The 24309-nt window shown below is 72.4% G+C and carries 22 protein-coding genes; 2 read left to right on the top strand and 20 right to left on the bottom strand.

Annotated features, from left to right (window positions below; all coding sequences use genetic code 11):
• Positions 1–14: 14 nt before the first annotated feature.
• The 5 genes from ACIPAE_RS17515 to ACIPAE_RS17495 all read right to left on the bottom strand — a co-directional run bounded on the left by ACIPAE_RS17515 (position 15) and on the right by ACIPAE_RS17495 (position 5547).
• On the bottom strand, positions 15–947 hold the full coding sequence (locus ACIPAE_RS17515; protein WP_402445987.1) for a spherulation-specific family 4 protein: 933 nt from the start codon (positions 945–947) through the stop codon (positions 15–17).
• A 45-nt stretch (positions 948–992) separates the two neighbouring features.
• Positions 993–1826 carry a carbohydrate ABC transporter permease gene (locus tag ACIPAE_RS17510; RefSeq protein WP_328473148.1) on the bottom strand — a complete coding sequence of 278 codons (834 nt, stop codon included), beginning with the start codon at positions 1824–1826 and terminating at the stop codon, positions 993–995.
• Positions 1819–2802, bottom strand: coding sequence for a sugar ABC transporter permease (locus ACIPAE_RS17505; protein WP_366413681.1), 984 nt, complete (start codon positions 2800–2802; stop codon positions 1819–1821). Before ACIPAE_RS17505 ends, ACIPAE_RS17510 begins: the two co-directional genes overlap by 8 nt.
• A gap of 1 nt (position 2803) precedes the next feature.
• The gene (locus ACIPAE_RS17500; protein ID WP_402445984.1) at positions 2804–4039 is read right to left on the bottom strand and encodes an ABC transporter substrate-binding protein; all 1236 of its coding nucleotides are present in this window, start codon (positions 4037–4039) and stop codon (positions 2804–2806) included.
• A 293-nt stretch (positions 4040–4332) separates the two neighbouring features.
• Positions 4333–5547, bottom strand: a complete 1215-nt coding sequence (locus ACIPAE_RS17495) for an ROK family transcriptional regulator (protein WP_329361608.1) — start codon at positions 5545–5547, stop codon at positions 4333–4335.
• A gap of 72 nt (positions 5548–5619) precedes the next feature.
• Between ACIPAE_RS17495 and ACIPAE_RS17490 the strand changes: the two genes are divergently transcribed.
• Positions 5620–6873, top strand: a complete 1254-nt coding sequence (locus ACIPAE_RS17490) for a Gfo/Idh/MocA family protein (protein WP_402445980.1) — start codon at positions 5620–5622, stop codon at positions 6871–6873.
• A gap of 40 nt (positions 6874–6913) precedes the next feature.
• On the opposite strand, the gene ACIPAE_RS17485 is transcribed toward ACIPAE_RS17490, so the two are convergent.
• The 6 genes from ACIPAE_RS17485 to ACIPAE_RS17460 all read right to left on the bottom strand — a co-directional run bounded on the left by ACIPAE_RS17485 (position 6914) and on the right by ACIPAE_RS17460 (position 15401).
• Positions 6914–7894 carry a carbohydrate ABC transporter permease gene (locus tag ACIPAE_RS17485; RefSeq protein WP_402445977.1) on the bottom strand — a complete coding sequence of 327 codons (981 nt, stop codon included), beginning with the start codon at positions 7892–7894 and terminating at the stop codon, positions 6914–6916.
• Between the two features lie 4 nt (positions 7895–7898).
• The gene (locus tag ACIPAE_RS17480) at positions 7899–8831 is read right to left on the bottom strand and encodes a sugar ABC transporter permease (protein WP_329361613.1); all 933 of its coding nucleotides are present in this window, start codon (positions 8829–8831) and stop codon (positions 7899–7901) included.
• The gene (locus tag ACIPAE_RS17475) at positions 8828–10234 is read right to left on the bottom strand and encodes an ABC transporter substrate-binding protein (RefSeq protein ID WP_402445974.1); all 1407 of its coding nucleotides are present in this window, start codon (positions 10232–10234) and stop codon (positions 8828–8830) included. Before ACIPAE_RS17475 ends, ACIPAE_RS17480 begins: the two co-directional genes overlap by 4 nt.
• A gap of 106 nt (positions 10235–10340) precedes the next feature.
• Positions 10341–11438, bottom strand: coding sequence for an enolase C-terminal domain-like protein (locus ACIPAE_RS17470; protein ID WP_402445971.1), 1098 nt, complete (start codon positions 11436–11438; stop codon positions 10341–10343).
• An 82-nt stretch (positions 11439–11520) separates the two neighbouring features.
• The gene (locus ACIPAE_RS17465) at positions 11521–13881 is read right to left on the bottom strand and encodes a discoidin domain-containing protein (RefSeq protein WP_402446480.1); all 2361 of its coding nucleotides are present in this window, start codon (positions 13879–13881) and stop codon (positions 11521–11523) included.
• A gap of 671 nt (positions 13882–14552) precedes the next feature.
• A complete protein-coding gene (locus tag ACIPAE_RS17460) occupies positions 14553–15401 on the bottom strand; it encodes an FCD domain-containing protein (protein WP_366413687.1) in 849 nt (282 codons plus the stop codon).
• Between the two features lie 266 nt (positions 15402–15667).
• Here ACIPAE_RS17460 and ACIPAE_RS17455 point away from each other — a divergent pair, with 266 nt between their 5' ends.
• Positions 15668–15991: an L-rhamnose mutarotase gene (locus tag ACIPAE_RS17455; RefSeq protein ID WP_402445967.1), complete on the top strand. Its 324-nt coding sequence runs from the start codon at positions 15668–15670 to the stop codon at positions 15989–15991.
• Between the two features lie 96 nt (positions 15992–16087).
• Here the strand turns inward: ACIPAE_RS17455 and ppk2 are convergent, their stop codons facing one another.
• The 9 genes from ppk2 to ACIPAE_RS17410 all read right to left on the bottom strand — a co-directional run bounded on the left by ppk2 (position 16088) and on the right by ACIPAE_RS17410 (position 24307).
• Positions 16088–16966 carry a polyphosphate kinase 2 gene (gene ppk2 / locus ACIPAE_RS17450; protein ID WP_328474848.1) on the bottom strand — a complete coding sequence of 293 codons (879 nt, stop codon included), beginning with the start codon at positions 16964–16966 and terminating at the stop codon, positions 16088–16090.
• A gap of 180 nt (positions 16967–17146) precedes the next feature.
• Positions 17147–17377: a hypothetical protein gene (locus ACIPAE_RS17445; protein WP_329361623.1), complete on the bottom strand. Its 231-nt coding sequence runs from the start codon at positions 17375–17377 to the stop codon at positions 17147–17149.
• Between the two features lie 124 nt (positions 17378–17501).
• Positions 17502–18650, bottom strand: a complete 1149-nt coding sequence (locus ACIPAE_RS17440; protein ID WP_329361625.1) for an inorganic phosphate transporter — start codon at positions 18648–18650, stop codon at positions 17502–17504.
• 171 nt (positions 18651–18821) lie between these two features.
• The gene (locus ACIPAE_RS17435; protein ID WP_402445964.1) at positions 18822–19835 is read right to left on the bottom strand and encodes a sugar kinase; all 1014 of its coding nucleotides are present in this window, start codon (positions 19833–19835) and stop codon (positions 18822–18824) included.
• Positions 19832–20455, bottom strand: a complete 624-nt coding sequence (locus tag ACIPAE_RS17430) for a bifunctional 4-hydroxy-2-oxoglutarate aldolase/2-dehydro-3-deoxy-phosphogluconate aldolase (protein WP_329361629.1) — start codon at positions 20453–20455, stop codon at positions 19832–19834. The genes ACIPAE_RS17435 and ACIPAE_RS17430 overlap by 4 nt, the downstream gene beginning before the upstream one ends.
• A 124-nt stretch (positions 20456–20579) precedes the next feature.
• Positions 20580–21494, bottom strand: coding sequence for a hypothetical protein (locus tag ACIPAE_RS17425; RefSeq protein ID WP_402445962.1), 915 nt, complete (start codon positions 21492–21494; stop codon positions 20580–20582).
• A gap of 5 nt (positions 21495–21499) precedes the next feature.
• Complete coding sequence (gene dgoD / locus ACIPAE_RS17420; RefSeq protein ID WP_328473123.1) at positions 21500–22645, bottom strand: galactonate dehydratase; 1146 nt, start codon at positions 22643–22645, stop codon at positions 21500–21502.
• Entirely contained in the window at positions 22642–23502 is an 861-nt protein-coding gene (locus ACIPAE_RS17415; protein ID WP_402445959.1) for a FadR/GntR family transcriptional regulator, read from the bottom strand. The genes dgoD and ACIPAE_RS17415 overlap by 4 nt, the downstream gene beginning before the upstream one ends.
• Positions 23503–23545: 43 nt before the next feature.
• A complete protein-coding gene (locus ACIPAE_RS17410; protein ID WP_328473119.1) occupies positions 23546–24307 on the bottom strand; it encodes an SDR family NAD(P)-dependent oxidoreductase in 762 nt (253 codons plus the stop codon).
• Between the last annotated feature and the right edge of the window lie 2 nt (positions 24308–24309).

Here is a 24309-nt window from a genome sequence, read left to right as displayed (position 1 = left end):
GCGCGGCCTTTCGGTCAGCTGGCGCCGGCGGTCCCGCTCAGCTCCTCGGACCAGTAGCTGCCGGTGGGCAGCGTGTCCCAGGGGTTGGGCAGGTCGTCGGGGGTGGCGTAGAGGTAGCCGGCGTTGCGCTGCTTGCTCAGCGAGACGGTGGTGTCAAGGTCGGCCTGGGTGGGGGTGGCGTAGACCAGGTGCCAGAACTTGCCGGGGTCGGTGGCGTTCAGCTCCCAGGCGGGCGGGGTCCAGGAGGCGTAGGTGGCGTAGCTGCCCTCGAACATCACCAGGATGTCGGCGGCCGAGGAGTAGCACTGGTCGGCGGGTGCGCCGGGGTTGTCGACGGTGAGGGCGCCGGGGTGCGCCTGCTTGGTGGTGGTGTTGATCCCCGAGTAGAGGTTCACGTGCGCGTTGTTGGTGCCGCAGTCGTTCAGGGCGTCGTCGAAGAAGATCCCGGCCAGGCCCGAGGAGCCGTACCAGGAGTACCAGTTCGCGACGTCCGCCTGGATCTGCGCGGTCCAGGCGGCGACGGTGGTCTGCCCGTCGCGGGTGGTGCGGCCGGTGGTGCCGAAGTAGCCGGTGTCCACGTAGCCGATCACCTTGGTGCCGGAATTGGTGGCCGACCGTACGGCCTGGGCGTAGCCGCTGTCGGCGGCGCTGCCGGGGCCGTTGGAGGGGTTGGCGACGGCGATGCCGACGCCGGGTCCTGCCTGGTCGATCTGGTTCCAGTAGCCGGCGCCGGCCGCGTCCGAGGGGTTGAAGTAGGCGGGTACGGCGACGTGTTGGACGCCGGCGGCGGCGTTCGCCGGGGCGCCCGCCGTGCCCAGCGCGGTGAGCGCGAGCGCGGTGGCCGCCGCGGTGAGCACGGCCGCCCGTGCCCGCCCGGCGGTCCGGCCGGAGCCGGCCGCCGGGAGGTGGGAGGTCGATCGGTGGGTCGATCGGTGGGATGAGAACACGTGTGCCCCTTTCACGGTGGGGGGTGGGGTGGCGGAGCGGGCCGGTCAGCCCTTGACTCCGGTGTGCGCGATGCCCTGCACGAACTGCCGTTGCAGGAAGGCGAACACCACGATGACCGGCAGCGACGCGAGCAAAGAGCCGGCCATCAGCACGGGGTAGTCGGTCTGGAACTGGCCCTGGAGGGAGGCGAGTCCGGCCGAGAGGGTCATCTTGTCGGGGTCGGTGTTCACCACCAGCGGCCAGAACAGGTCGTTCCAGCTCCACAGCAGGGCGAGGACGCCGAGCGCGACCAGACCGGGGCGCACCAGCGGCAGCATCACCGACCAGTAGATCCGAAACGGCCCGGCGCCGTCGATCCGCGCGGCCTCCTCCAACTCCCTGGGCAGCGCCAGGAACGACTGCCGCAGCAGGAAGACGCCGAACGCGCTGAACATGCCGGGCAGGATCAGCGCCTGGAGGCTGTTGAGCCAGCCGAGGTCGGACATGATCTGGTACTGCGGGATGATGAACAGCTGCGGCGGCACCATCAGCACCGACAGGAACAGCCCGAACAGCACGCCGCGGCCGGGGAAGCGCAGCCGCGCGAAGGCGTAGGCGGCCATCGGGCACAGCACGACCTGGCCGAGGGTGCGGCCCAGCGCCATCAGCAGCGTGTTGAGGAACTGGTGGCCGAACGGCAGCAGGTCGAAGACCTTGCGGTAGTTCGACCACTGGCTGCCGGGCAGCGGCGACGGCGGCACATGGGTGGCGTCGGTGAGCGACTTCAGCGAGGTGACGGCCTCCCACACGAACGGCCCGACCATCACCAGCGAGGCGGCGATCAGCACGGTGTGGACGCCGAAGTGCGAACCCGTGCGCCGGGAACGGGCCTCAGCCATAGTGCACCCACCTTTTCTGCATCCGGAACTGAAGGGCCGTCAGGGCGATGATGACCAGCAGCAGCACCATGACGATCGCGGCCGCGTAGCCGCGGTCGTTGGTGACGAACGCCCGGTCGTAGAAGAGCTGCACGACGGTCTCCAGGCGCGGGAAGGCGGGGTTGGCGCGGGCGGCGTCGCCGGAGCCGGCCATCACGTAGACCAGGTCGAACAGTTGCAGCGACCCGATCACCGAGATCACCGACACGAAGAACGCGGTGGGCGACAGCAGCGGGATGGTGACCGAGAAGAACTGCCGTACAGGGCCCGCGCCGTCGATCTCCGCGGCCTCGTAGTACTCCTTCGGGATCGCCTGCATGCCGGCGAGGAAGATCACCAGGTTGTAGCCGATGCTGCTCCACACGCCGACCGCGACCAGCGCGTACAGCGCCACCCGCGGGTCGGCGATCCAGTTGGGGCCGTCGACGCCGACCAGCGAGAGCAGGTAGTTCACCAGCCCGTAGTCGCCGTTGTAGAGCCACCGCCAGACCATGGCGATGGCCACCGGCATGGTGACCACCGGTAGGAAGAACAGCGTGCGGTAGACGCCGATGCCGCGCAGGCCGGGCCGGTTGAGCAGGGCGGCGAAGACGATCGCCAGCGGGATGGAGACCAGTCCGAGCCCGGTGTACGCAAGGGTGTTGACCATCGCCTGGCCGAACTCGTGGTCGTGCAGCATCCGGTGGTAGTTGTCCAGGCCGCTCCAGGTGTGGCCGCCGAAGGCGCCCCAGGCGGTGAAGGAGAAGTACGCGGTCTGCACGACCGGCCACAGGTAGAACACCGCGAGGCCGAGGCCGATCGGGGCGATGAACGCGTATCCCCACAGCGCCTCGACGACCCGGTCGCGGCGCGGGCGGCGGCGGGCCAGGCCCGGGCGGCGGCCGTCGGGCGGCGGCGGCTCGGTGCGGGCGGCGCCCGGGGTGGAGGTGATCGTCATGTCACTCCTTGGCGAGCGAGGCGTTCATCGCCGCGGCGAGTTCCTTGGCCGCCTTGTCGAGCGACTCGTCGCCGTTCCACACCTTGGTCAGGTAGGTCAGCTCCTCCTCGTTCCAGGCCGCGGTGTCCTTGGAGACGGGGAAGGGCACGGCGTACGGGAGTTCGTCCAGGAAGGTCTGGAGCTTGAACTGCGGGTGCGCGGCGATCCAGGCGCCCTGGGTGCCGTTGTAGGCGGGCATGGTGCCCTTGGCGCCGAAGATGTCCGCGGCCTGCTTGGAGCCGAGGAACTTCACGAACTGCCATGCCTGGTCGGCGTGGTGGGTCTTGGCCGAGACGACGTTGGCGACGCCGTGGATGACGGTGGCCTGCTTGACGCCCTTGGGCAGCGGGGCGACGTCCACGTGCGTCTTGGTGTAGCTGTTGCCGCCGAACTCCGTCGCGTCCCACGAACCGCCCCAGTACATGGCGATCTTGCCGGCCTCGAAGAGCTGGAGCGGCGCGGTGTCGGTCATCGTCTTGAGGTCGGGCGACTCCTTCTTCGCGATCAGGTCGGTCCAGAAGCGCAGGCCCTCGATCGTCTTCGGGTCGTCGTAGCCGGACTTCTTGCCGTCGGCGGAGATGACGTGGCCGCCGGCCTGGGCGATGGTGTTGTACTGGTACTCCTGGAAGCTGGTCAGCTCCGCGTCGGTGCCGTACTGGCCCTTGCTGCTGTCGGTCAGCTTCGCGGCGGCCTGCTGGAAGTCGCTCCAGGTCCAACCGGCCTTGGGGTAGGGCACCTTGGCGGCGTCGAAGAGCGACTTGTTGTACCAGACGCCGACGGTGTCCATGTCCTTCGGCAGGCCGTAGTGCTTGCCCTGGTAGGTGTAGAGGTCCACCAGCTGCTTCGGGTAGGCCGACAGCGGCACCTTGTCCTTGGCGATGTCGTCGTCCAGCTGGCGGATCACGCCGTTGGACGCGTACAGCTGGAAGTTGGGGCCGTTCATCCAGAACACGTCAGGAGCGGCACCGCCGGTCGCCGCGGCCTTCAGCTTGGTCCAGTAGTCGGCCCACGGGGTCAGCTCGACCTTGATCGAGATGTTCGGGTGGGTCTTGGTGAACGCCTTCCCGAGCTGCTCCATCGCCGACTTCTGGGTGGCGTCCCACACCCCGTAGGACAGCGTGACCTTGCCGTCGGAGGACGCCGAACCACTTCCGCCCGACGAGCAGGCAGAGGCGGCCAGGACCACCCCCAACGCCATCGCAGGCCACCGCACCGAGTTCCGCATCCCATGTCCTCCCGACAGTCGAGAAGCCCTCCGCGCCGACCGGCCAGCAAGGGCATCGAGTTCGCCTAATCATGGAGTCCAGGGAAATTAAGTCAATACCCGGGGCGGTTACGAAGTTGTTGCCGCCGCGTGCCGACCCTCCTCGCGCGCCGCGTTCCGGGCCTGCCGCGTGCCGCGTTCCGGGCCTGCCGCGTGCCGCGCGGGCACGGCTACGGGCGGCGTCGCGGAAGCGTTTCCGCCACCCGGCGCCGCACCGTACCACCAGGTCAGCGGCCCCCGTCGCCCCGGCCGCCGCCGCCCCGACCCGCCCCGCCCGGCCCCCGCGCGAAGCGCTCGGGACCGCCGAGGTCGGCGCTCTCCCGCAGTTCGCGGTCCACGTGGTCGAGCGCGAGGCGCAGCGCGCCCAGCGCCACCCCCTCGTCGCCGAACTCCGACACCCGCACCTCGGGCGTGCGGATGCACCAGCGGTCCAGCTCGCGCCGCAGCGGCTCGGCGATCAGGTCGGCGGATCGTGAGAACCCGCCCCCGATCACCACGAGTTCGGGGTCCAGGGTCAGCACCAGGGCCGCCGCGCCGACGGCGACGTCGCGGACGTAGCGGCGTACCACCGCCGCCGCCTTGCGGTCGCCGGCCCGCGCGGCCTCGAAGACCGCCTCCGCCGCCGCGTCCATGTCGCCCGCGGGCTCGGCGGCCGGCCAGGACTTCAGGTGCTCCTGGGCCCTGATCCACCCCGACGCGGGCAGCGCGCCGATCTCGCCCGCGGCGTTGCCGAAGCCGCGGTGCAGCTTGCCGTCGATGATCAGGCCCGCGCCGGTGCGCAGGCCCGCCAGGATGAGCACCACGTCCTTGGCGTAGCGGGCCGCGCCGCGCCAGGACTCGGCGAGCGCCGCGAGCTTGCTGTCGTTCTCCACCAGGACCGGGCCGCCCACCCGCCGGCCCAGGTGCCCGGCCACGTCCACCCCGGTCCACTCCGGCAGCGCCTCGGAGAGCATCACCCGGCCCGCGCCGTCCACCAGCCCGGTGGTGGCCGCGCCCACCGCCCAGATCCCGTCGGCGGCCACCCCCGCCCCGGCCAGCGCGTCGGCCACCGCGCGGTCCAGGGCCGCCAGCCGCTGCTTGCGGCCCATCGCGGGCGCGACGGCGATCCGGCCGCTGTGCAGCACCGTGCCGTCCAGGTCCGCGACCAGGGCGAGGATCTTGTGGCCGCCGATGTCCACGCCCAGCACGCGGCCGGCGTCGGCCCGGAACCGGTACCGGCGGGCCGGCCGGCCCACGGCGCCGGCCGCGGCCGGCACGTCGGCCAGCCAGCCGCGCTCCAGCAGTTCGCGGACCACGTCCTCGGTGGAGGCCCGGGACAGCCCGGTCCGGCGGGAGATTTCGGTCAGCGTCAGCCCCGGCTCCTCGCGCAACACGCCGATCAGCGCGAGCGAGTTGAGCCGCCGGAGCTGGGACAGGTCGCCGCCCGGCGCAGCGTCGGTCACCAGGCCCCCTTGAGATCGGTTGCCACACACCTAATAATGAGGGACTCCTTCGTAAGTACGGGAAAGGACCCCATGCCTCGGGTGACTCTAGCTCTCGTCGGCGCCGGGCTGCGCGGCCTGTCGTACGCGCGCCGTGCCCATGACACCGGCGAGGGCCGGGTGGTGGCGGTGGCCGAGCCCGACCCCGGGCGACGTGCCGCCGCGGCGCGCGAGTTCGCGGTCCCGGCCGACCGCGTGTACACCGACTGGACCGAACTGGCCGCGGCCGGACCGCTCGCCGACGCCGCCATCGTGGCCACCCAGGACCGGCAGCACAGCGGCCCCACCGTGGCGCTGGCCGACCAGGGCTACCACATCCTGCTGGAGAAGCCGATGGCCACCGAGGAGGCCGAGGCCGAGGTGATCACGGCGGCGGCCGAGCGCAACAAGATCATGCTGGCCGTCTGCCACGTGCTGCGCTACACCCCCTACACCCGTGCGCTCAAGGGGATGCTGGACGACGGGACGATCGGCCGGCTGGTGAGCGTGCAGCACCTGGAGCCGGTCGGCTGGTGGCACCAGGCGCACTCCTTCGTCCGCGGCAACTGGCGTAACTCCGGCACCTCCGCGCCGATGCTGCTCACCAAGTCCTGCCACGACATCGACTGGCTGCTGCACCTGTTCGGCCGGGCGCCGCGGCGGGTCGGCTCCTTCGGCAGCCTGACCCACTTCCGTGCCGAGGACGCCCCGAAGGACGCCGCCGGGCGGTGCCTGGACTGCCCGCTGGAGTCCACCTGCCCGTACTCCGCGAAGCGGCTGTACCTGGACTGCCTCGCCGACGCGGACAGCCGGTTCTGGCCGCTGTCGGCGGTCACCGACGACCACACCGAGGCCGGGGTGCTGGCGGCGCTGCGCACCGGGCCGTACGGCCGCTGCGTGTACGCCTGCGACAACGACGTGGTGGACCACCAGGTGGTGTCGATGGAGTTCGACGACGGCGCCACCTGCTCGTTCACGATGAGCGCGTTCACGCCGATGGAGCACCGCAGGACCCGGCTGATGGGCACCCGCGGCTTCCTCGACGGCGACGGCCGGAGCATCCGCCGGGTGGACTTCCTCACCGGCGCGGACGAGACGGTCGAGGTCGGGGCCGAGGCGGGCGCGTCCGCCGCCGACGGGCACGGCGGCGGCGACGAGGCGCTGATGGACGCCTTCCTCGCGGCCGTCGCGACCGGCGACGCGGAGCTGCTGCGGTCCGACGCCGCCACCAGCCTGGCCGGCCACCGCGTGGTGTGGGCGGCGGAGCGGGCCCGGATCAGCGGCACCGTGGTCGACGTGGCGCCGTAGCCCCCGCGGGCCCGTTCGCCCGGTCCGCCGCCCGCCGAGGTCACTCCTTGGTGGCGCCGGCCAGCATCCCCGAGACCAGGGTGCGCTGGGAGAACAGGAAGAGCACGAGCACCGGAAGGATGGCGACGATGATCGCCAGCGCCAGCTCCGGGATGGTGATGTTCAGCCCGGCACCGGCGACCGGGTTGAACGACGGTGTGGAGGTGAGCAGTTGGTTGAGCCCCACCTGGATCGGGAACTGGTCGCTGCTGGGCAGTACCAGGTACGGCAGGAAGAAGTTGTTCCAGTTGCCGACGAAGCTGAAGAACGCCACCAGGCCGACCACCGGCTTGGCCAGCGGCAGCGCGATCCGGGAGAACAGCTGCCACTCCGAGCAGCCGTCGATCCGGGCGGCGGACAGCAGGTCGCGCGGCAGGCTGGTGGCGAAGTAGATGTACACCAGGTACACGCCGAACGGGTAGAACGAGAAGGGCAGGATCACCGACCAGATGGTGCCGATCAGGTGGAAGCGGTTCAGCTCCAGGAAGATCGGCAGCACCAGCGTCGCCGACGGCATGATCATCGTCACCAGGGTGGCGAGGAGCAGCGTCTTGCGGCCGCGGAAGCGGGTCAGCGCCAGCGCGTAGCCGGCCGGCAGGCTGGTGAGCAGGGTGAGCACCAGTGAACCGAGCGAGTAGACCGCGGAGTTGCGCAGCCACACCAGCAGCACGTGGTCCTGGAAGTCGTACAGGTGCCGCCAGGCGGCGCCGACCTGGTGCAGCGAGCCGAACGAGAGCGGGTTGTCGTGGGTGATCTGGCCGGCGGTCTTGGTCGGGGCCAGCAGCAGCCACACCACCGGCAGCACGAAGAAGACCAGCAGCGCGGCGAGCAGCACACCGATGACCAGGACCGAGACGGCCCGCGAGGGCGCGGTGCGCCATCCGGCGGCGCGCGGGGCGGGGGCGAGGGCGGACCGCCGCGCGGCGCCCCTGGTGGCGTGTGTCGTGGCGGGTGTCGCCACGTCCGTCGTGGCTTCTGTCATGGCGTCATTTCTCTTCCGAGGTGAACATGTTCGTACGGGCCACCAGCACGCCGGCGCAGAGCAGGCCGAGGGCGAGCAGGAAGACCGAGATGGCCGCGGCGCCGTTGAAGTCGCCCTTCTGGAAGGCGTAGACGTAGGCGAGCTGGTTCGGCGACCAGGTGGGGCTGACCCGGCCGAGGCTGGCGGTCTGCAGCAGCTGCGGCTCGACGAACAGCTGGGTGCCGCCGGCGAAGGCGAGGATCGTCATGTAGGCGATCCACTGCCGGATCATCGGGATCTGGATGTGCCAGGCGATCCGCCAGGGCCCGGCGCCGTCCATCCGGGCGGCCTCCAGCACCTCGTCGGAGATGTTGTTCAGGGCCCCGTACATCACCACCATCCAGCCGCCGGCGCCGGTCCAGAAGGCGATCAGCAGGAAGATCACCGGCAGGTTGCCGGGGGCGAGCACGGCCGCGAAGCTGCCCAGGCCGAGGGATTTCAGCAGCCAGGAGACCGGGCTGACGTCGGGGTCGAGCATGAACAGCCAGACCAGCACGCTCGCCACGCCGGCCAGGGCGCCCGGGATGTAGTACAGGAAGCGCAGCAGCGCGGACAGGCCGGGGCGGACCCGGCTGCGCAGCACCACCGCGGTCAGCACGGTGAGCACCACCAGGACGGCCAGCCACAGCACGAGGTAGACCAGCACGTGGGTGAAGGCGGGGCCGAAGCGGTAGTCGCGGGCGACCTTGGTGAACTGGTTGATGCCGGTGAACTGGCCCGCGTCGTTGGTGAACGCGAGGTAGAAGGCGTAACAGGTGGGGAAGACGCCGAAGGCGAGCAGCAGCAGCGTGTAGCCGGCGACGAAGAGCCGGCCGGCGGCCCCGCCGGTCCGCCGGCGCGGCGCGGGGCCGCGTCGGCGGACCGGAGCGGTGACGCGCCGGGTGTCCAGCAGCGTCATCCGGTGGTCACCTGGTATCCGTCGCTCTTCGCCTCGTTGCTGATGGCGCTCTGCCAGGCGGGCAGCGTGGCGGTGAGGGACTTGCCCGCGGTCAGCGCCGGCAGGACCACGCTGGACCAGGCGGTGGCGTCGGAGAACCTGGTGTTCGACCAACCGGTCCATACCTCGTTCGCGGCCTGCTGGAACGGCGCGCTGACGTCGGCGGCGAAGTAGTCGCGGTTGGCGGGGTTGGCCAGCCACGCGGTGGCCGCCTTGGTGTAGGCGGGATAGGTCGGGGCGGACGCCTGGTTCTCGTCGGACGTGGTCAGCCAGGTGGCGAGGTCGGTGGACGCCTTGAGGTTCTTGCTGTGTCCGGAGACCATCCACACCCCGCCGCCGACGTTGCCGGTGGCCGCGGTGGTCTCCCCCGGCCAGGTCAGCGGCGCCGCGGCGGCCATCTGCTTGGCGGGGGTGTGGAAGGCGGTCTTGAACAGGTACTGGCCGTACCAGGACGGCCCGTACGCCATCAGCACCTTGGACCCGCTGTCCTTGGCGAAGCCCTGGCTGAAGAAGCCCTGGGTGCTGACCGCCTTGGCGGAGATCAGCTTGTCGAGCAGGGTGGACATCCGGGTGCACTTCGGGTCCTTCAGGTCCACCCGCAGGGTGTCGGGCTTCACCAGGTCGAAGGCCGGGCACTGGCTGGACCAGAGGTAGGACTCCTGGGAGTTGGTGTCGCCGACCGAGCCGACGAGGTAGCCGGGGTGCTCCTTGGCGACCTTCTCGCCGAGCGCCTCGTACTGCGCCCAGGTGGTGGGGACGGTGTAACCCCACTTGTCCATCAGGGTCTTGTTGTACCAGAGCACGACCTGGGCGATGTCGTTGCGCAGGCAGTAGGTGTGCCCGTCGAACTGGCAGGGCGCCAGCGACCCCTTCGCGAAGCCGTCCAGGGTGCTCGCGGGCACCAGCTTCTGGTCCAGCGGGGCGGCGAAGGGGATGGCGCCGGGCTTGGTGGGGGCCGACGCCCAGGTGACGTCGGTCGGCGAGCCGAAGACGACATCGGGCCAGCCGCTGCCGGTACGGTCGAACAGCTCGACCTTCGTCTGCAGGTAGCTGGAGCCGTCGGCGCCGCCGTCGTACGTGACGACCTTCATCTTCACGTCCGGGTGGGCCTTCTGGTACGCCTGCACGGACGGCAGGCGGGTGGCGTCGGCCCACACCGTGATCGGGGAGCCGGCCTTCTGCGCGGCCGGTGTGAACGCCGCGTGCCCGGCGGCCGTGCCGGCGTCCTTGGTGGTGTCGGCGCTGGCGCCGCATCCGGCCACCAGGGCGGTGGCCGCTGCCAGGGCGACCGCGGCGACGGCGGTGCGTACCGCCGACCGGCGCGGGGTGGTTCTCGCGGAACCGGAAGACAGCGTCGTCTTCATCGTGGTGCCTTTCTTGCTGCGGGTGAGGGTGGTGTCGGGAGTGCTGGTGGAGTCGGGAGCGCTGGTGGAGTCAGGAGCGCTGGTGGTGCCGCTGCCGGCGGGGCGGTCAGCGGGGCTGCTCGACGAAGCGGGTGAGCGCGCTGCCGTAGCCGAAGTCGAGCGGGAGGGCGATGCCGGGCCCGGTGGGGGCGTGCACCAGTCCCTGGTCGTCCACGTGGCGTTCCCGTACGACCTGCGTGGCGGTCACCAGGGACTCGTAGTAGGTGGTGTTGGAAATGGCCATGCACAGGTGGTGGTTGGGGATGTCGGAGCCGTGCACCTCCGCGCGCAGCCGGAAGGCGTCGGCGAGGTGCGCGGTGCGCATCGCGCCGGTGATGCCGCCGCGCAGGGTGGTGCCGGCCCGCACCCCGAAGGTGGCGGCGCCGGCCCGGATGAAGTCGGCGGAGTTCATGTGGGCGCCGTCGGAGGTCTCCGCGACGAGCAGCGGTACGTCGACGCACTCGGCGAGCTGCCGGTACGCGCTGACGCTGAACTCGCGCATCGGCTCCTCGTACCAGAGGTAGTCGGCCTCGGCGAGGGCCCTGCCGAGGCGGATGGCGTCGGGCAGGTCGAAGCCCGCCGAGCCGTCGTACATCAAGGGGACGTCCGGCCCGACGTGGGCGCGCAGCGCCTGGCACAGCGCGGCGTCCCGGCGGGCGTCGCCCCAGGCGTGCAGCTTGATGCCGCGGTAGCCCAGCGCCAGGCACTGGTCGGCGACGTCGAGGAACTCCCGGGTCGTGTCGAAGGTGGAGGTGGAGGCGTAGGCGGGGATGGACTCGCGGAAGCCGCCGAGCAGTTGCCACACGGGCTGCCCGCTGACCCGGCCGGCCAGGTCCCACAGGGCGGTGTCGATCAATCCGAGGGTGGGCAGCGGCAGTTCGTGGATGCGGTCGAGCTCCCACACCCGGTGCCACAGCCATTCACGGCGGAAGGGGTCGGCGCCGAGCAGTTCCTCCCGGAAGACCCGGTCCACCAGGTCCGTGAGCGTGTTGGCGGCACCCGGCCGGGCGAAGAGCGCCACGCCCTCGGCGCCTTCGTCGGTGCCGATGTGCAGGACCGCCCCGTCGCCGACCGGCGCGCTGCCGCTGAGGCCGTGCCGCCAGGAGAAGGGCGGGTCCGCCGCCGGAACGTCGATCCGGTGGACTTCGACATGAGTGATCTTCATCCGTGCGTGTGTCGTTTCTGTGAGAGGGCGCCGGTGAGAGGAGAGGGCGCCGTGGTCCGTGCGGCCGGAGCGGGCGGGCGCCTTAGGACCAGCCGTAGACCTGGAGTTCGTAGATGCTGCCGCCGTTGTAGTTCGAGCCGGTGACGGTGAGCCGGACGTAGCGGCCGCGGGTGGGGGTGGCGGCGGGCGAGTAGGCGGTCTGCTGGGTGGTGGCGGTGGCGGTGTGGTCGTCGAGGGTGGTCCAGTCGGTGCCGTCCGTGGAGACCTCGACGCGGTACTGGTAGCCGTTCGCCTTCTCGAAGGTGGTGATGACGCCGGTCACGTCGTACTGCGCGCCGAGGTCCACCTCGATCCAGGACGGGTCGGGCAGCCCGAGGCCCTGCGCCCACCGGGTGGACAGGTCGCCGTCGACGGCCAGTTCGGGGGTGTTCGGGTCGGAGAAGGAGCTGACGGTGACCGGCCGGTGCAGGGCGAGGTCGCCGCCGGCGGGCATCGTGACGGTCAGCGGCTTGCCGGGCGCCGACTCGTTGCCGGCCGCGTCGCGGGCGGTGACGGTGAAGGTGTACGTGGCGCCGGCGGTGAGACCGGCGAGGCGTACCGAGGTGCCCGTGGAGGCGCTGACCACGGTGCCGCCCTGCCGGATCGCGTAGCCGGTGACGCCGGTGTCGTCGGTGGCGGCCGGCCAGGTCAGGTCGGCGACGGTCGGGAAGTCGGTGACCGCGGCGGGCCGGCCGGGGGCGGTGGGCGCGGTGTGGTCGGTGACGGCCGGACCGGGGTCGAGGTGCCGGTAGGCCGGTTGCAGGCCGGCGTTGTCGACGATGGAGGCGGGCAGTTGCTCGCAGGAGTCCACCGTCGTGTTGCCGGTGATCGTGTCGCCGGTGCTGTTGGCCTGGGTGTTCATCGCCGGCTGGGAGGTGAAGTTGCGCTCCGCGGTGATGTCCATGCCGTGGTTGAGGAAGAGCCACTGGAAGGCCACGTCGCACAGGGCGTTGTCCGTGGTGTGCCAGTAACGGCTGCCCTCGTCCTGGTAGATGGCGCCGTAGGCGGTGGGCGTGGTGCCGTTGATGTAGTTCCCGGAGACCACGCCGCCAGGGTCGGCGCTGAGGGTGTAGATGGCGCCGCCGTCGGCCTGCGACTTCATGATGTCGCTGATCACGTTGTCGGTGACGACGGTGTCGCGGCTGGTGGTGGGAGTGTCCCAGATCGGAACGCCGGAGTTTCCGGGGTAGTTGGTGTCCCCGCCCGGGTCGGTCAGGCCCCAGCCCCAGCCGACGGAGATGCCGCTGTAGGGAAGGTCGTAGACCTTGTTGTGGGTGATCACGGTGTGGTCGGTGTAGCCGGCGAAGATCCCGAGCGAACCGCCGTACTGGTCCGCGACGTTGGTGACCACGTTGTTGTCGACCGTGTTGTCCTTGGTGATGTCGCGCGGGTCGGTGGGATGGGCGTCGACCACCTCGACACCGCCGACCTGGATGCCGGTGCCGGCGATCTCCTTGAAGACGTTGCCGGTGACGTCGGTGCCCTGGGTACCGGTGTTGAGGTTGAGGCCGACCGCGCCGAGGCGGGTGAACGTGTCGCCCTGGAACCCGATCCGGTGGCCGTGGCTGACGTTGACCGCACCGGGGGTCTTCACCCACTTCAGGCGGGTGGAGTCGAAGTCGGGGTTGTCGTCACCGGTGATACGGAAGCCCGCCTGGCCCTCGACCAGGCCGTCGTCCGAACTCGGCGCCAGCCAGGTGGAGTCGGCGAAGGTGATGCCCTGGAAGGAGACGTCGCTCACCGGGTGGGCGGCGGTCCCGTTCAGGTCGACCAGGTCCTGCACGCGCGGCACCGTCACGTCGGCGGTCTTCAGGTCCTGGCCGGGCTTGGGCAGGTAGTAGAGCTCGCCCTGGCTCTTGTCGAGGTACCACTCGCCGGGCGTGTCCAGCAGTTCGCGGGCGTTCTCCAGCCAGGTGGGGTTCTGGATCTCCTCGCCCTGGTGCAGGTTGGCGTTGTGGAAGCAGGGCTGCTGGACGGTCATGGTGGTGCCCGAGATGGACTGCACGGGGCAGCGCATGAGCATCCAGCCCCAGCGGCTGACGACCTCCATGTCCGACTGGTTCTTGTACGCGTCCAGAGCGGTGTCGGTGATGGTGTAGCCGGTCGCGGTCTTGGTGAAGCCGGCCGGGTTGTCGGCGCTGCGGGCGCGCGTCTCCAACTCGCCGTCGACGTAGAGCTGGCGGGTGTCGATGTCGCCGACGTGCGCCTTGTACACGTGGTGGGCGGGGTCGGCGAGGGTCCAGCCGGTGACCTGGCTGCCGCCGCTGATCACGGGGTGGGCGCCGGGCGCGGCCTCGTAGACGATGCGGTGGCCGTTGCTGCCGGAGTCCTGCGGGGTGAGGGCGAAGGTCTTCGACAGGCGGTAGGTGCCGGAGGCCAGTTCGACGTGGATGTCGCCGCGCATGTCGTGGTTGACAGTGCGCACGTAGTCACGGGCGTGTTCGAGGGTACGGAAGGGGTGCGCGGCGCTGCCGGAGCCGGTGTCCCGGCCGGTGTCCGGGGAGACGTGGACGGTGAGGGGCGGTGGCTGGGGGGCGGAGCCGGCGGGTGCGGCCAGCGCCTGGCCCGAGGTGAAGGGGAGCGCGGCGGCGAGCGCGAGCACGGCGAGGGCGCCCCTTCGCACGGGAGTGCGAAGGCGTGGTGACGGTGGGGCTGCGGGTATGGACACGGGTATCCAATCGCCTGGCGGTGGGGAGGGGTTGGTCGAGGGACCCGGTGGGTGCCGGGCCTGATGGCATGGGGCGGCTCGGTCCGCGCGGAGGGGCGGGACGGGAGCGACGCGGGGACGGCGCGCGGATGCGGTGGCGGGCGCGCGGATGTGCTTGCCGGGCACGCGAGTTCGGTGGCGGGCGCGCGGATGCGGTGGCGGGGCGCACGAGTTCGAAAGCGGGCGCGCGAAAGGAGGAGCGGGCGCGCGGGTCGAGGCGGGGTCGGTACGGGGCGGGGTGGGGACGCGGGGGCGGAACGGGTTGGACAGGTGGCGGGGCGAACGGGTGGCGCGGCCAGAACAGACGGTGCGGGGTGAACAGACGGTGCGGGTTGAACGGGTGGAGCGGTCGGTGCGGGTCGTACGGGCTAGGAGGCGGACGACCGAGGTGAGGGGGGTGCGGCCTCGTCGCCCTTGGACCCGCCGCCGGCCGCGGTGGTGCCGCGGTTGCCGGCCAGGTCGAAGACCCGGTCGCGGATCTTGCGCTCGAACTGGTGCTGGGTGGTGGCGATGTGTTCGGCCATCAGGTCGGCGGCGCCTTCGGGTTCGCCCGCGGCGATGGCCTCGGCGATGGCGACGTGCTGGCGTCCGGCGACCTCCAGCGAGCCGGGCACGTCGCCGTGGAAGAGCAGCACGTCCGACTGCGCGGCGAACCGCCGGACGCTTCCGACACCGGCCCGCAGGAAGACGTTGTGCGCGGCGATCCCGATCGCGTCGTGGAAGTCCGCGTCCGCACGGGCGAAGGCGTCCGAGTCCGCCGCGCGACCGGCGACGAGCGAGCTCTCCGCTCCTTCCCGGATCGCCCGGACCTCGATGGGTGTGGCCTGGGCCGCGGCCCGCCGGGCGGTCTCCGACTCGATCAGCGTGCGGTAGTCCAGCAGCATCAGGACGTGTTCCATACTGGTCGGCTGGAAGTGCGCGAGCTGGTCGTCGACCGGCCCGCCCGGCGACTCGGCCACGAAGATGCCGGCGCCGCGCCGTACGCTCAGCCGCCCGATCGCGGCCAGCACCTTGACCGCCTCCCGGGTCACGTTGCGGGTCGCGCCCAGGATCTCGGCGAGCCCCTGCTCCGTGGGCAACCGGTCGCCCGGCCGCAGCCCCTGGTCGGCGATGTAGCTCAGCACCTGGTCGGCGACGAGTTCATAGCCCGGCCGGTAACGGCCACCCGCCGCGTCACCGTCGCCGGTCGGGGGCAGGGCACCACGTTCGCCAGACACCGGGCGACCTCCTCGTCGATTAATCACGTTCATTTGCGCCGTCACTATGGCATCCACGTTACGGGAAGGGAAGACCTCGGATCATTTTCCCGCCAACTCCCGGACTGTATGGGTGCAAATCGCATCACACTCTCCCAGTCAGTCCGGTCGGCTCCGGAGGATTGCCGGACCGAGACGGGATGCATAGGGTTCTTCCCGATCGATGAAGCAGATCTGTGCCGTCATCGCGCCACCGGGCGCGGCGGCCGGACGGGAGGACCGACACCATGCGGCGATTCGCCACCGTGATCAGGCTGCGGCCGGAGAAAGAGTTGGAGTACCGGAGCCTGCACGCCGACGTCTGGCCCGGCGTGCAGGCCGCCCTCAAGCGGGCCCACATCGCCAACTACTCGATCTTCCTGCGCGACGGCCTGCTCTTCAGCTACCTGGAGTACACCGGCGTCGACTACGCCGCGGACACCGCGGCCATCGCCGCCGACCCCGTCACCCGACGGTGGTGGGAGCTGACCGACCCGTGCCAGCAGCCCCTGGACAGCGCCGCCCCGGGCGAGTGGTGGGTGCCGGCGGAGGAGGTCTTCCACCTCGACTGACCCGGGTCCCCGACGACGGCCCGGGCCCCGGACGACGACCATCCGCAGGGAGCCCGGGAAATGAATCAGATCAATCCGTCCGCCCGGTGCGACCGTTCACGGCCTCAGCAGGGACCGGGCCGCGGCGTCCTCGCCCGCCTCCAGCAGGTTCGCGGCGGCGCCGACGACCAGCGGGTCCGGCTCGCCGACCACCTCGTCGTCGCGGTCGGTGTACGGGAAGCGGGCCAGCACGCTGCGCATCGCCTCGACCCGGGCCCGCTTCTTGTCGTTGCTCTTCACCACCGTCCAGGGCGCGTACGCGGTGTCCGTCTCGTGGAACATCGCGACCTTCGCGGCGGTGTACTGGTCCCAGCGGTCCAGCGAGGCCAGGTCCATCGGGCTGAGCTTCCACTGCCGCACCGGATCGACCTGGCGGATGGTGAAGCGGGTGCGCTGCTCGTTGCGGGAGACGGAGAACCAGAACTTCACCAGCTGGATGCCGTCGTCCACGAGCATCCGCTCGAACGCGGGCGCCTGCCGCATGAAGCGGTGGTACTCGTCGTCGGTGCAGAAGCCCATCACCCGCTCCACGCCCGCCCGGTTGTACCAGGAGCGGTCGAACAGCACGATCTCGCCGGCGGTGGGCAGGTGCGCGACGTACCGCTGGAAGTACCACTGGCCGCTCTCGCGCTCGCTGGGCTTCTCCAGCGCGACCACCCGGGCGCCGCGCGGGTTGAGGTGCTCGATGAACCGCTTGATGGTGCCGCCCTTGCCGGCGGCGTCGCGCCCCTCGAAGAGGATGACGAGGCGCTGCCCGGTCTCCTTCACCCAGCGCTGGAGCTTCAGCAGCTCGATCTGCTGGAGCCGCTTGTGCCGCTCGTACTCCGGCCGCTCCATCCGCTGACCGTACGGGTAGTTCTCCCGCCAGGTGTCGACGGTGCTGCCGTCCGCGCGGACCAGCACCGGGTCGTCCTGGTCGGTGTAGTCGACCGTCATACCGGCGAGCAGGTCACCGGTGCCGGAGCTGGTGTGCCGCACCGTCTCACCCGTCCTTCCGTCCACGTCCGCCGCCCGCGCGGGGCGGGCGGCACCATCCTCGGCCGTACGTCGTCGTTCCGCCAGGGCCACCGGGCCCGCCGGTCGACGGGTCCACCGGTCCGACAGTCCGACCGTCCGCTAGTGGAACTGCGGGATGATCAGGTAGAGGCCGTAGAGGACCGCGCACGCGCAGACCACGAAGCAGGCGCCCGCGCTGATGGCCTGCGCGGTGCCCTCGCCGCCGGACGCGCGGTGCTGGTCGCGGGCGGCGAGCGCCCACACGCCGAGCGCGAAGAGCACCACGACGCCGACGGTGGCGCCGAAGCTCACCACGGCGACCTCCACCAGCGAACCCCATTTCACGTGCATGTCGCCGTCCTCCCGCCGTCGCTTCCCCGCTGCCGCCGCGGCTCCCGGGCCCGTCCCTGTCCCTGTCCCCGCCACCGTCCGCGTTCCGGTCCCGGCGGCATCCGCCCGGACCGCGCGCGGCCGTTCACACCCCGACCCGGGCGCCCGCGGCGGGCGGGGCCGGGGTGACGTGGCCGTCGTTGACGTTCTTCGCGTCGACCGGGTGGCGGCGGGACAGCACCACGATGACGCCCGCCACGGCGACGGCCGCCAGCGCGATCAGCACGGTGCCGAGGGTGCCGCCGTGCACCACCGCGCTCGCCGCCACCGCGCCGACGGCCGCGGCGGCCGGCAGCGTCACCAGCCAGGCCAGCGCCATCTGGCCCGCGGTGCCCCAGCGCACCTCGGCGAGCCGGCGGCCGACGCCCGCGCCGAGGATGCCGCCGGAGCAGACCTGGGTGGTGGACAGCGCGAAGCCGAGGTTGGCGGAGGTCAGGATCACCGCGGTCGACGCGGACTCCGCGGCGAAGCCCTGCGGCGACTCGATGTCCACCAGGCCCTTGCCCATGGTGCGGATGATCCGCCAGCCGCCGATGTACGTACCGGCCGCGATGGACACCCCCGCGGTGAGGATCACCCACACCGGCGGGCCCGAGCCCGCGCCGAGGGCGCCGCAGGAGATCAGCGCGAGCGTGATGACGCCCATGGTCTTCTGCGCGTCGTTGGTGCCGTGGGCCAGCGACACCAGCGAGGCGGAGGCGATCTGCCCGATCCGGAAACCCTTGGAGACCCGGTCGGCCGAGGCTCGCCGGGTGATCCGGTAGGCGAAGTACGTCGCGGCCAGCGCCGCCAGCCCCGCCACGAGCGGCGAGGCGACCGCGGGTATCAGGATCTTCTCGACCACCTGGTCGAAGTTGACCCCTTTCCGTCCCGCGCCCACCCACACCGCTCCGATCAGCCCGCCGAACAGCGCGTGCGAGGAACTGGACGGCAGACCCAGCAGCCAGGTCACGAGGTTCCACACGATCGCCCCGACCAGCCCGGCGAAGATCATGCCCGGGGTGACGAGCTTGTCGTTCACGATGCCGCCGGAGATGGTCCGCGCCACCTCGGTCGACACGAACGCCCCGACGAGATTGAGCACCCCGCTGATCAGCACCGCGACCTTCGGGCGCAGCGCACCCGTGGCGATCGACGTCGCCATGGCGTTCGCGGTGTCGTGGAAGCCATTGGTGAAGTCGAAGGCCAGCGCCGTGACGATGACCATTGCCACAAGAAAGGTGATGTGGTCCACGTCACCAGGAGAGCATCACTTGGCGTACTCAGCGAGACATGGACGTGAAGGTACGGTACGCACGGGAAACGAGTGTGGTTCGACCCCCGCGGGGCACCCGGCCAGGCACCACGTCTGCTCCCCCGCCCCTCCGTTCCCGCCGGCAGCTGACGGCCGCCGTGCGGGCCGCGCTCACCCGGGGACTCGCGTACCGGGCGGTGCGCCGGGAGTGCGGCGGCGCCACACGTCGTCGGTCGCGGCCAGCAGTTCCGCGATCCGTTCGGGCGGCGGCAGCGGGCCGTGGTCGGCGGTCACCGCGAGCGCGGCGCCGGCCGTGAGGTGGCCCAGGCGCAGCGCGCGGGTGAGCGGCTCGCCGCGGTGCAGGCCGGCGAGGAACCCGGCCGCGAAGGCGTCGCCCGCGCCGACCGGTTCCACCACGCGCACCGCGCGGGCGGGCACCGTGTACGCGGTCGCGCCGTCGAAGGCGGTCGCCGCGCGGGCACCGTCCTTGACGACGAGCAGCCGCGGGCCGGGCAGCAGCGCGCGGACGTCGGCGGGCGCGGCGATCCGCGGGCCCCACAGCGCCTGCGCCTCGTCCAGCCCGACCAGCACCAGGTCGGCGCGGTCGGCCAGGTCGCGCAGCACGTCCGGGGCCTGTCCCGGGCTCCACAGCGCGGGCCGGAAGTTGACGTCGAAGCTCACCGGGTGCGGGCCGTCCAGCGCGTGCCGGACCAGGTCGTGGCAGGACGCCGACAGGGCGGGCGTGATCCCGGTCAGGTGCAGCAGCGCCGCGTCCCGCACCGCCGGGTCGGCGAGCAGCCCGGGGCCGAGGGCCGAGGCCGCCGAACCGCGCCGGTAGTAGTGCACGCGGGTGCCGTCCGGGCCCGGGTCCTTGACCATCAGGCCGGTCGGCCGCGCCGGATCGCTGCGGACCCCCCGCACGTCCACCCCGCACGCCGCCACCTGCGCGCGGACCCGGGCGCCGAGCGGGTCGGCGCCCACCGCGGACACCCACCGCGCCGGCACGCCGTGCTCGGCCAGGTACATCGCCGTGTTCGACTCCGCCCCGGCGACCGCCACGCGCACCGTCTCCGCCTCGGCGAGCCCCGCGCCCGGCTCCGGCACGAACGCGGCCATCGTCTCCCCGACACACACGATCGGGCCGCCCCCGTACGGAAAGGGCGCCGCGGGTGCGCCGCCGCTCATGCCGCGACCGCCGCACGGAAGGCGCGGGCGCGCAGCCGCAGGTCGGCGACGGAGCCGCCGTGGGGTGCGTCGCCGAGCAGCGGGGTGCCGATGCCGACGGCGGTGGCGCCGGCCGCGAGGTAGGCGCGGGCCGCTTCCTCGTCCACGCCGCCGACCGGCACGAACGGGGCGGCGGGGAAGGGTCCGCGCAGCGCGCGCAGGTACCCGGGGCCGCCGGCCTGAGCGGCGGGGAAGATCTTGAGCGCCGTGGCGCCCATCGCCTGGGCGGCGATGACGTCGGTCGGCGTCATCACCCCGGCCAGCACCGGCATGCCCAGGTCACGCGCGGTCACCGCGCCCGCCCCGAGCCCCGGCGTGACCGCGAAGTCCGCCCCGGCCAGGTGCGCGGCGCGGGCGTCGGCCGCGGTCAGTACGGTGCCCGCGCCCAGCGGCGCGTCCGGCCCGAGCGCGGTACGGGCCTGTGCGATCACGTCCAGGGCGCCTTCCCCGCTGAGCGAGACCTCGACCAGGGTGACGCCCTCCTCCACGAGGGCCAGTACGGAGCGCAGCGCGGCGCGCGGGTCGTCGCCGCGCACGATCGCGACGAGGCGGTGGGTGTGCAACGCGGTGAGCAGGTCCACCTGCGGTGTCCTTTCGGTGGTGGGGTGGGGTGCGATGGCGACGGGTCGGCGGCGGGAGGTGCCGGTACGCCCTGGGCCCGGTCGCGGTGGGCGCCGGAGCCGGGCCGCGCGCGGGCCGGGTCGTTCAGGCCGCGGTGACGGTGAGCCGCCAGCGCACCTCGCCCGAGGGCGGTACGACCGCCGCGTCGCCCTCCCCCGCCGCGGCGAGGTCGAAGACGCGGCCGAGCATCGGCTCCACCCCGATCGAGCGGTAGGGCGCGCCGGCGGGGAAGCCGCGCAGGTTCCGCCAGACGGCGACGGACACCGGTTGCCCGCCGTCCGCTTCGAGGGTGAACCGCAGCGTGTCCGGGCCGTCGTGCACGGAAGCCCGCGCGGCGAGCGCGATCGCGCCGAACGCGGAGCCGTCGTCGGGGCCGAGCCGGTCGAAGGGGATGTCGCGGGTGGCGGGGATGTCGCGGACGGTGGCGCCACCCGCGGCGGTCGTGGGTCCGCCGCTCTCCGCCGCCCCGGCGGCCGTGGGCCGCGCGTGCGGCCAGGTGAAGGGGGTCCATGCCGCGCCGCCGTCCTCGTAGAGCCGTGCCGGGGTGGCGGCGGGCAGGTCGAGGCGGGCGGCGGGCGAGACCGCGAGCAGCGCGTGGGCCGCCCACAGGAAGCGGTGGCCGGGGGCGGCGGTGAGCCGGTAGTCGGCGACGGCCCGGCCGGGCAGGTGCCGGATGCGCCTGCTCAGCCGGAAGTCGGGGCAGTGCACGGTGTGCGTGCCGTCGCCATCGCCATCGCCATCTGCGTCGCCATCGGCGTCACCGTCGTCGGTCCACCGGCGGGTCCAGGCGTCGCCGTGGTCGGGGGTGCCCCGCACCGTCGGCACGCACTCCTCGACGCCGCCCGCGTCGGCGAACGGGTCGCCGGGCGCGGCGCCGGGGCGGCGCGGCTCGTCGCGGTGCCAGAGCCACTCCCGGTCACCGGCCCGCAGGGAGGTCCAACGGCCGCCGTGCGCGGGGTCGGTGACGACGACGACGTCGGACGGCACGTCGCTGGCCACGCCGCTCACCACTCCGCGAACGAGCCGTCGGCGTGCCGCCACACCGGGTTGCGCCAGGCGTGGCCGGACCGGTCGGCGGCGCGGACCGCGGCCTCGTCGACGTCGACGCCGAGTCCGGGCAGCGTGGTGCGGTGCGCGTGGCCGTCGACGAACCGGAAGGGCTCGGTGTCGACCAGGTAGGACAGCAGGTCGGCCTCCTTGTTGTAGTGGATGCCGAGGCTCTGCTCCTGGATGAGGAAGTTCGGTGTGCAGAAGGCGACTTGGAGGCTGGCGGCGAGCGAGATCGGGCCGAGCGGGCAGTGCGGGGCGAGTTGCGCGCCGAAGGTGTCGGCGAGCGCGGCGATCCGGGTGACCTCGGTGATGCCGCCGGCGTGCGACAGGTCGGGCTGGGCGACGGCGATCCCGGCGCTGAGCACGGGCAGGAACTCGGCCCGCCCGTAGAGGCGTTCGCCGGTGGCGAGCGGCACCGAGGTGCCGGCGGCGAGCGGCCCGAGCAGGTGGCCCAGCTCGGGCAGCAGCGGTTCCTCCACGAACAGCGGGTGCAGCGGCGCGAGTTCGTGGAGCACCCGGCGGGCGCCGGCCGGGGTGAAGCGGCCGTGGAAGTCGACGGCGACATCGCGGTCCGGGCCGAGCACCTCGCGTACGGCGGCCACCCGCGCGACGGCGGCGGCGGTGGCCGCCGCGCTGGGTATCGGGTCGGTGCGGCCGGCGCCGTTCATCTTGACCGCGGTGAAGCCCGCCTCGACCTGCGCGGTGACCTGCTCGGTGAGCCGGCTGGGCTCGTCCCCGCCGATCCAGGCGTAGACCCGTACCTTGTCGCGGACGGCGCCGCCGAGCAGGGCGTGCACGGGTGCGCCGTACACCTTCCCGGCGATGTCCCACAGCGCGTGGTCGAGGCCGGCCACCGCGCTGGACAGCACCGGGCCGCCCCGGTAGAAGCCGCCCTTGGTGAGCACCTGCCAGTGGTCCTGGATGCGCAGCGGGTCCTGCCCGATCAGCTGCTCGGCGAGCACGTCCACCGCGGCCCGCACGACTTCCGCGCGGCCCTCCACGACGGGCTCGCCCCAGCCGACCACGCCCTCGTCGGTCTCGATCCGGCAGAACAGCCAGCGCGGCGGTACGAGGAAGGTCTCGACGCGGACGATCTTCACTTCGTGTCCTCCGAAACGGACTGCGGTCCCGACGGCGTGTCCGCCGGGGTTCCCTGGGTGTTCTGCGTTCCCTGCGTTCCCTGCGACCCTTGGGTTCCCCGCGATCCTTGGGTTTCCCGCGGCGGCTTCCGCGCCTGCTGCTCCGCGCCCGAGCCGTGCACCAGGTCCAGGTCGCGGACGGCCTGCTCCAGCAGTGCCCGCATGGCGCGTTCCGCGGCGTCCGGGTCCTGGTCGCGGACGGCGTCCAGGACGGCGCGGTGGCTGGGCACGGGGTCCTCGCCGTGCGGCGAGGAGTGCACGATCTCGTCGCGGTGGGCCAGGCCGGACTCGATCACCATCTCCATGCGTTCGAGCAGTTCGTTGTGGGTGGCGGCGAGCAGGGCGCGGTGGAAGGCGAGGTCGGCCTCGACGGCGTGCGCGGGCCCCTCGCCCGCGTCGCCCATCGCGGTCAGTGCCGCGTCCAGGGCGGCGAGGTCGTCGGCGGTGCGGCGCAGCGCGGCGAGCCGGACCGCGGCGGGTTCGACGATGGCGCGGACCTCGCCGAGATTGCGCAGCAGGCCGGTGTCGGTGCCGGCCGCGGTGCCCTCGGCGAACTGCCAGCGCAGCACATCGGCGTCGAGCAGGTTCCAGTCGGCGCGGGCCCGTACGAACGTGCCGCGCTTCTGCCGCGCGTCGACCATGCCCTTGGCGGCGAGCACCTTCAGCGCCTCGCGCAGCGCGGTCAGGCTGACGTCCAACTCGCTCTGCAACGCGGGGAGGTCGAGCGTGGAGCCCTCCGGGATCTCGCCGCTGAGCACCCGGCGCGCGAGAGTCTCCACGGTCTGGCCGTGCACTCCGCGGCGCGCGTATGGCGTCATGTGTCTCTGCCTTTCTGCAAGGTCGGTTCGGGTCGCACTGCGGTCACGCGGACGCCTTGACGACGCTCCAGCCGCCGTCGACGAGCAGGCTGGAGCCGGTGATGTACGACGCCTCCGCGGCGGCGAGGAACGCGATCGCGGCGGCGACCTCCTCGGGGCGGCCGAACCGGCCGGCGGCGGTCTCGGCGACGCTGCGTTCGCGGTCCGCCGGCGGCACGCGGTCCCAGGCGGCGGTGAGGATCGGCCCGGGCAGGACCGCGTTGACCCGCACCTCGGGCCCGTATTCCACGGCGAGTTGGCCGCACAGCGACAGCAGCGCGCCCTTGCCGGCCGCGTAGGCGGGGTGGCCGGGGATACCCCGGTGGGCGTGCACGGAGGAGGTGAGCACGACCGCGCCGTCCTGCTCGCGCAGGTCGGGCAGGAGAGCGCGGAAGCCCAGGAACCCGCCGGTGAGGTTGACCGCGAGCTGCCGTTCCCAGGACGCGAGGGTCATCTCGTGGGCGGGGGCGACGTCCACGATGTACGCGTTGGAGACGAGCACCCCGACCGGGCCGAAGGCGTGCGCCTGGTCGAGCACCCGCTGCCACGCCTCCGGGGAGGAGACGTCGGCGGCGGTGAACGCGGCTCTTCCGCCCTGCTCGCGGATGCCGGCGGCGACGGCCTCGCCGGCCTGCTCGGCGATGTCGGCGAGGACCACTGCGGCGCCCTCGGCGGCGAGCCGGCGCGCGGTGGCGGCGCCGATTCCTGAGGCGGCCCCGGTGACGACGGCCACGCGGCCGGCGAAGCGGGGGGTTGGTGCGTCCATGG

This window comes from Streptomyces sp. NPDC087270, assembly GCF_044744625.1.
In the GTDB taxonomy this organism is placed as follows: Bacteria; Actinomycetota; Actinomycetes; order Streptomycetales; family Streptomycetaceae; genus Actinacidiphila.
Note: the sequence above shows the minus strand (reverse complement) of the source record. Positions and strands in the feature narration are given on the sequence as shown.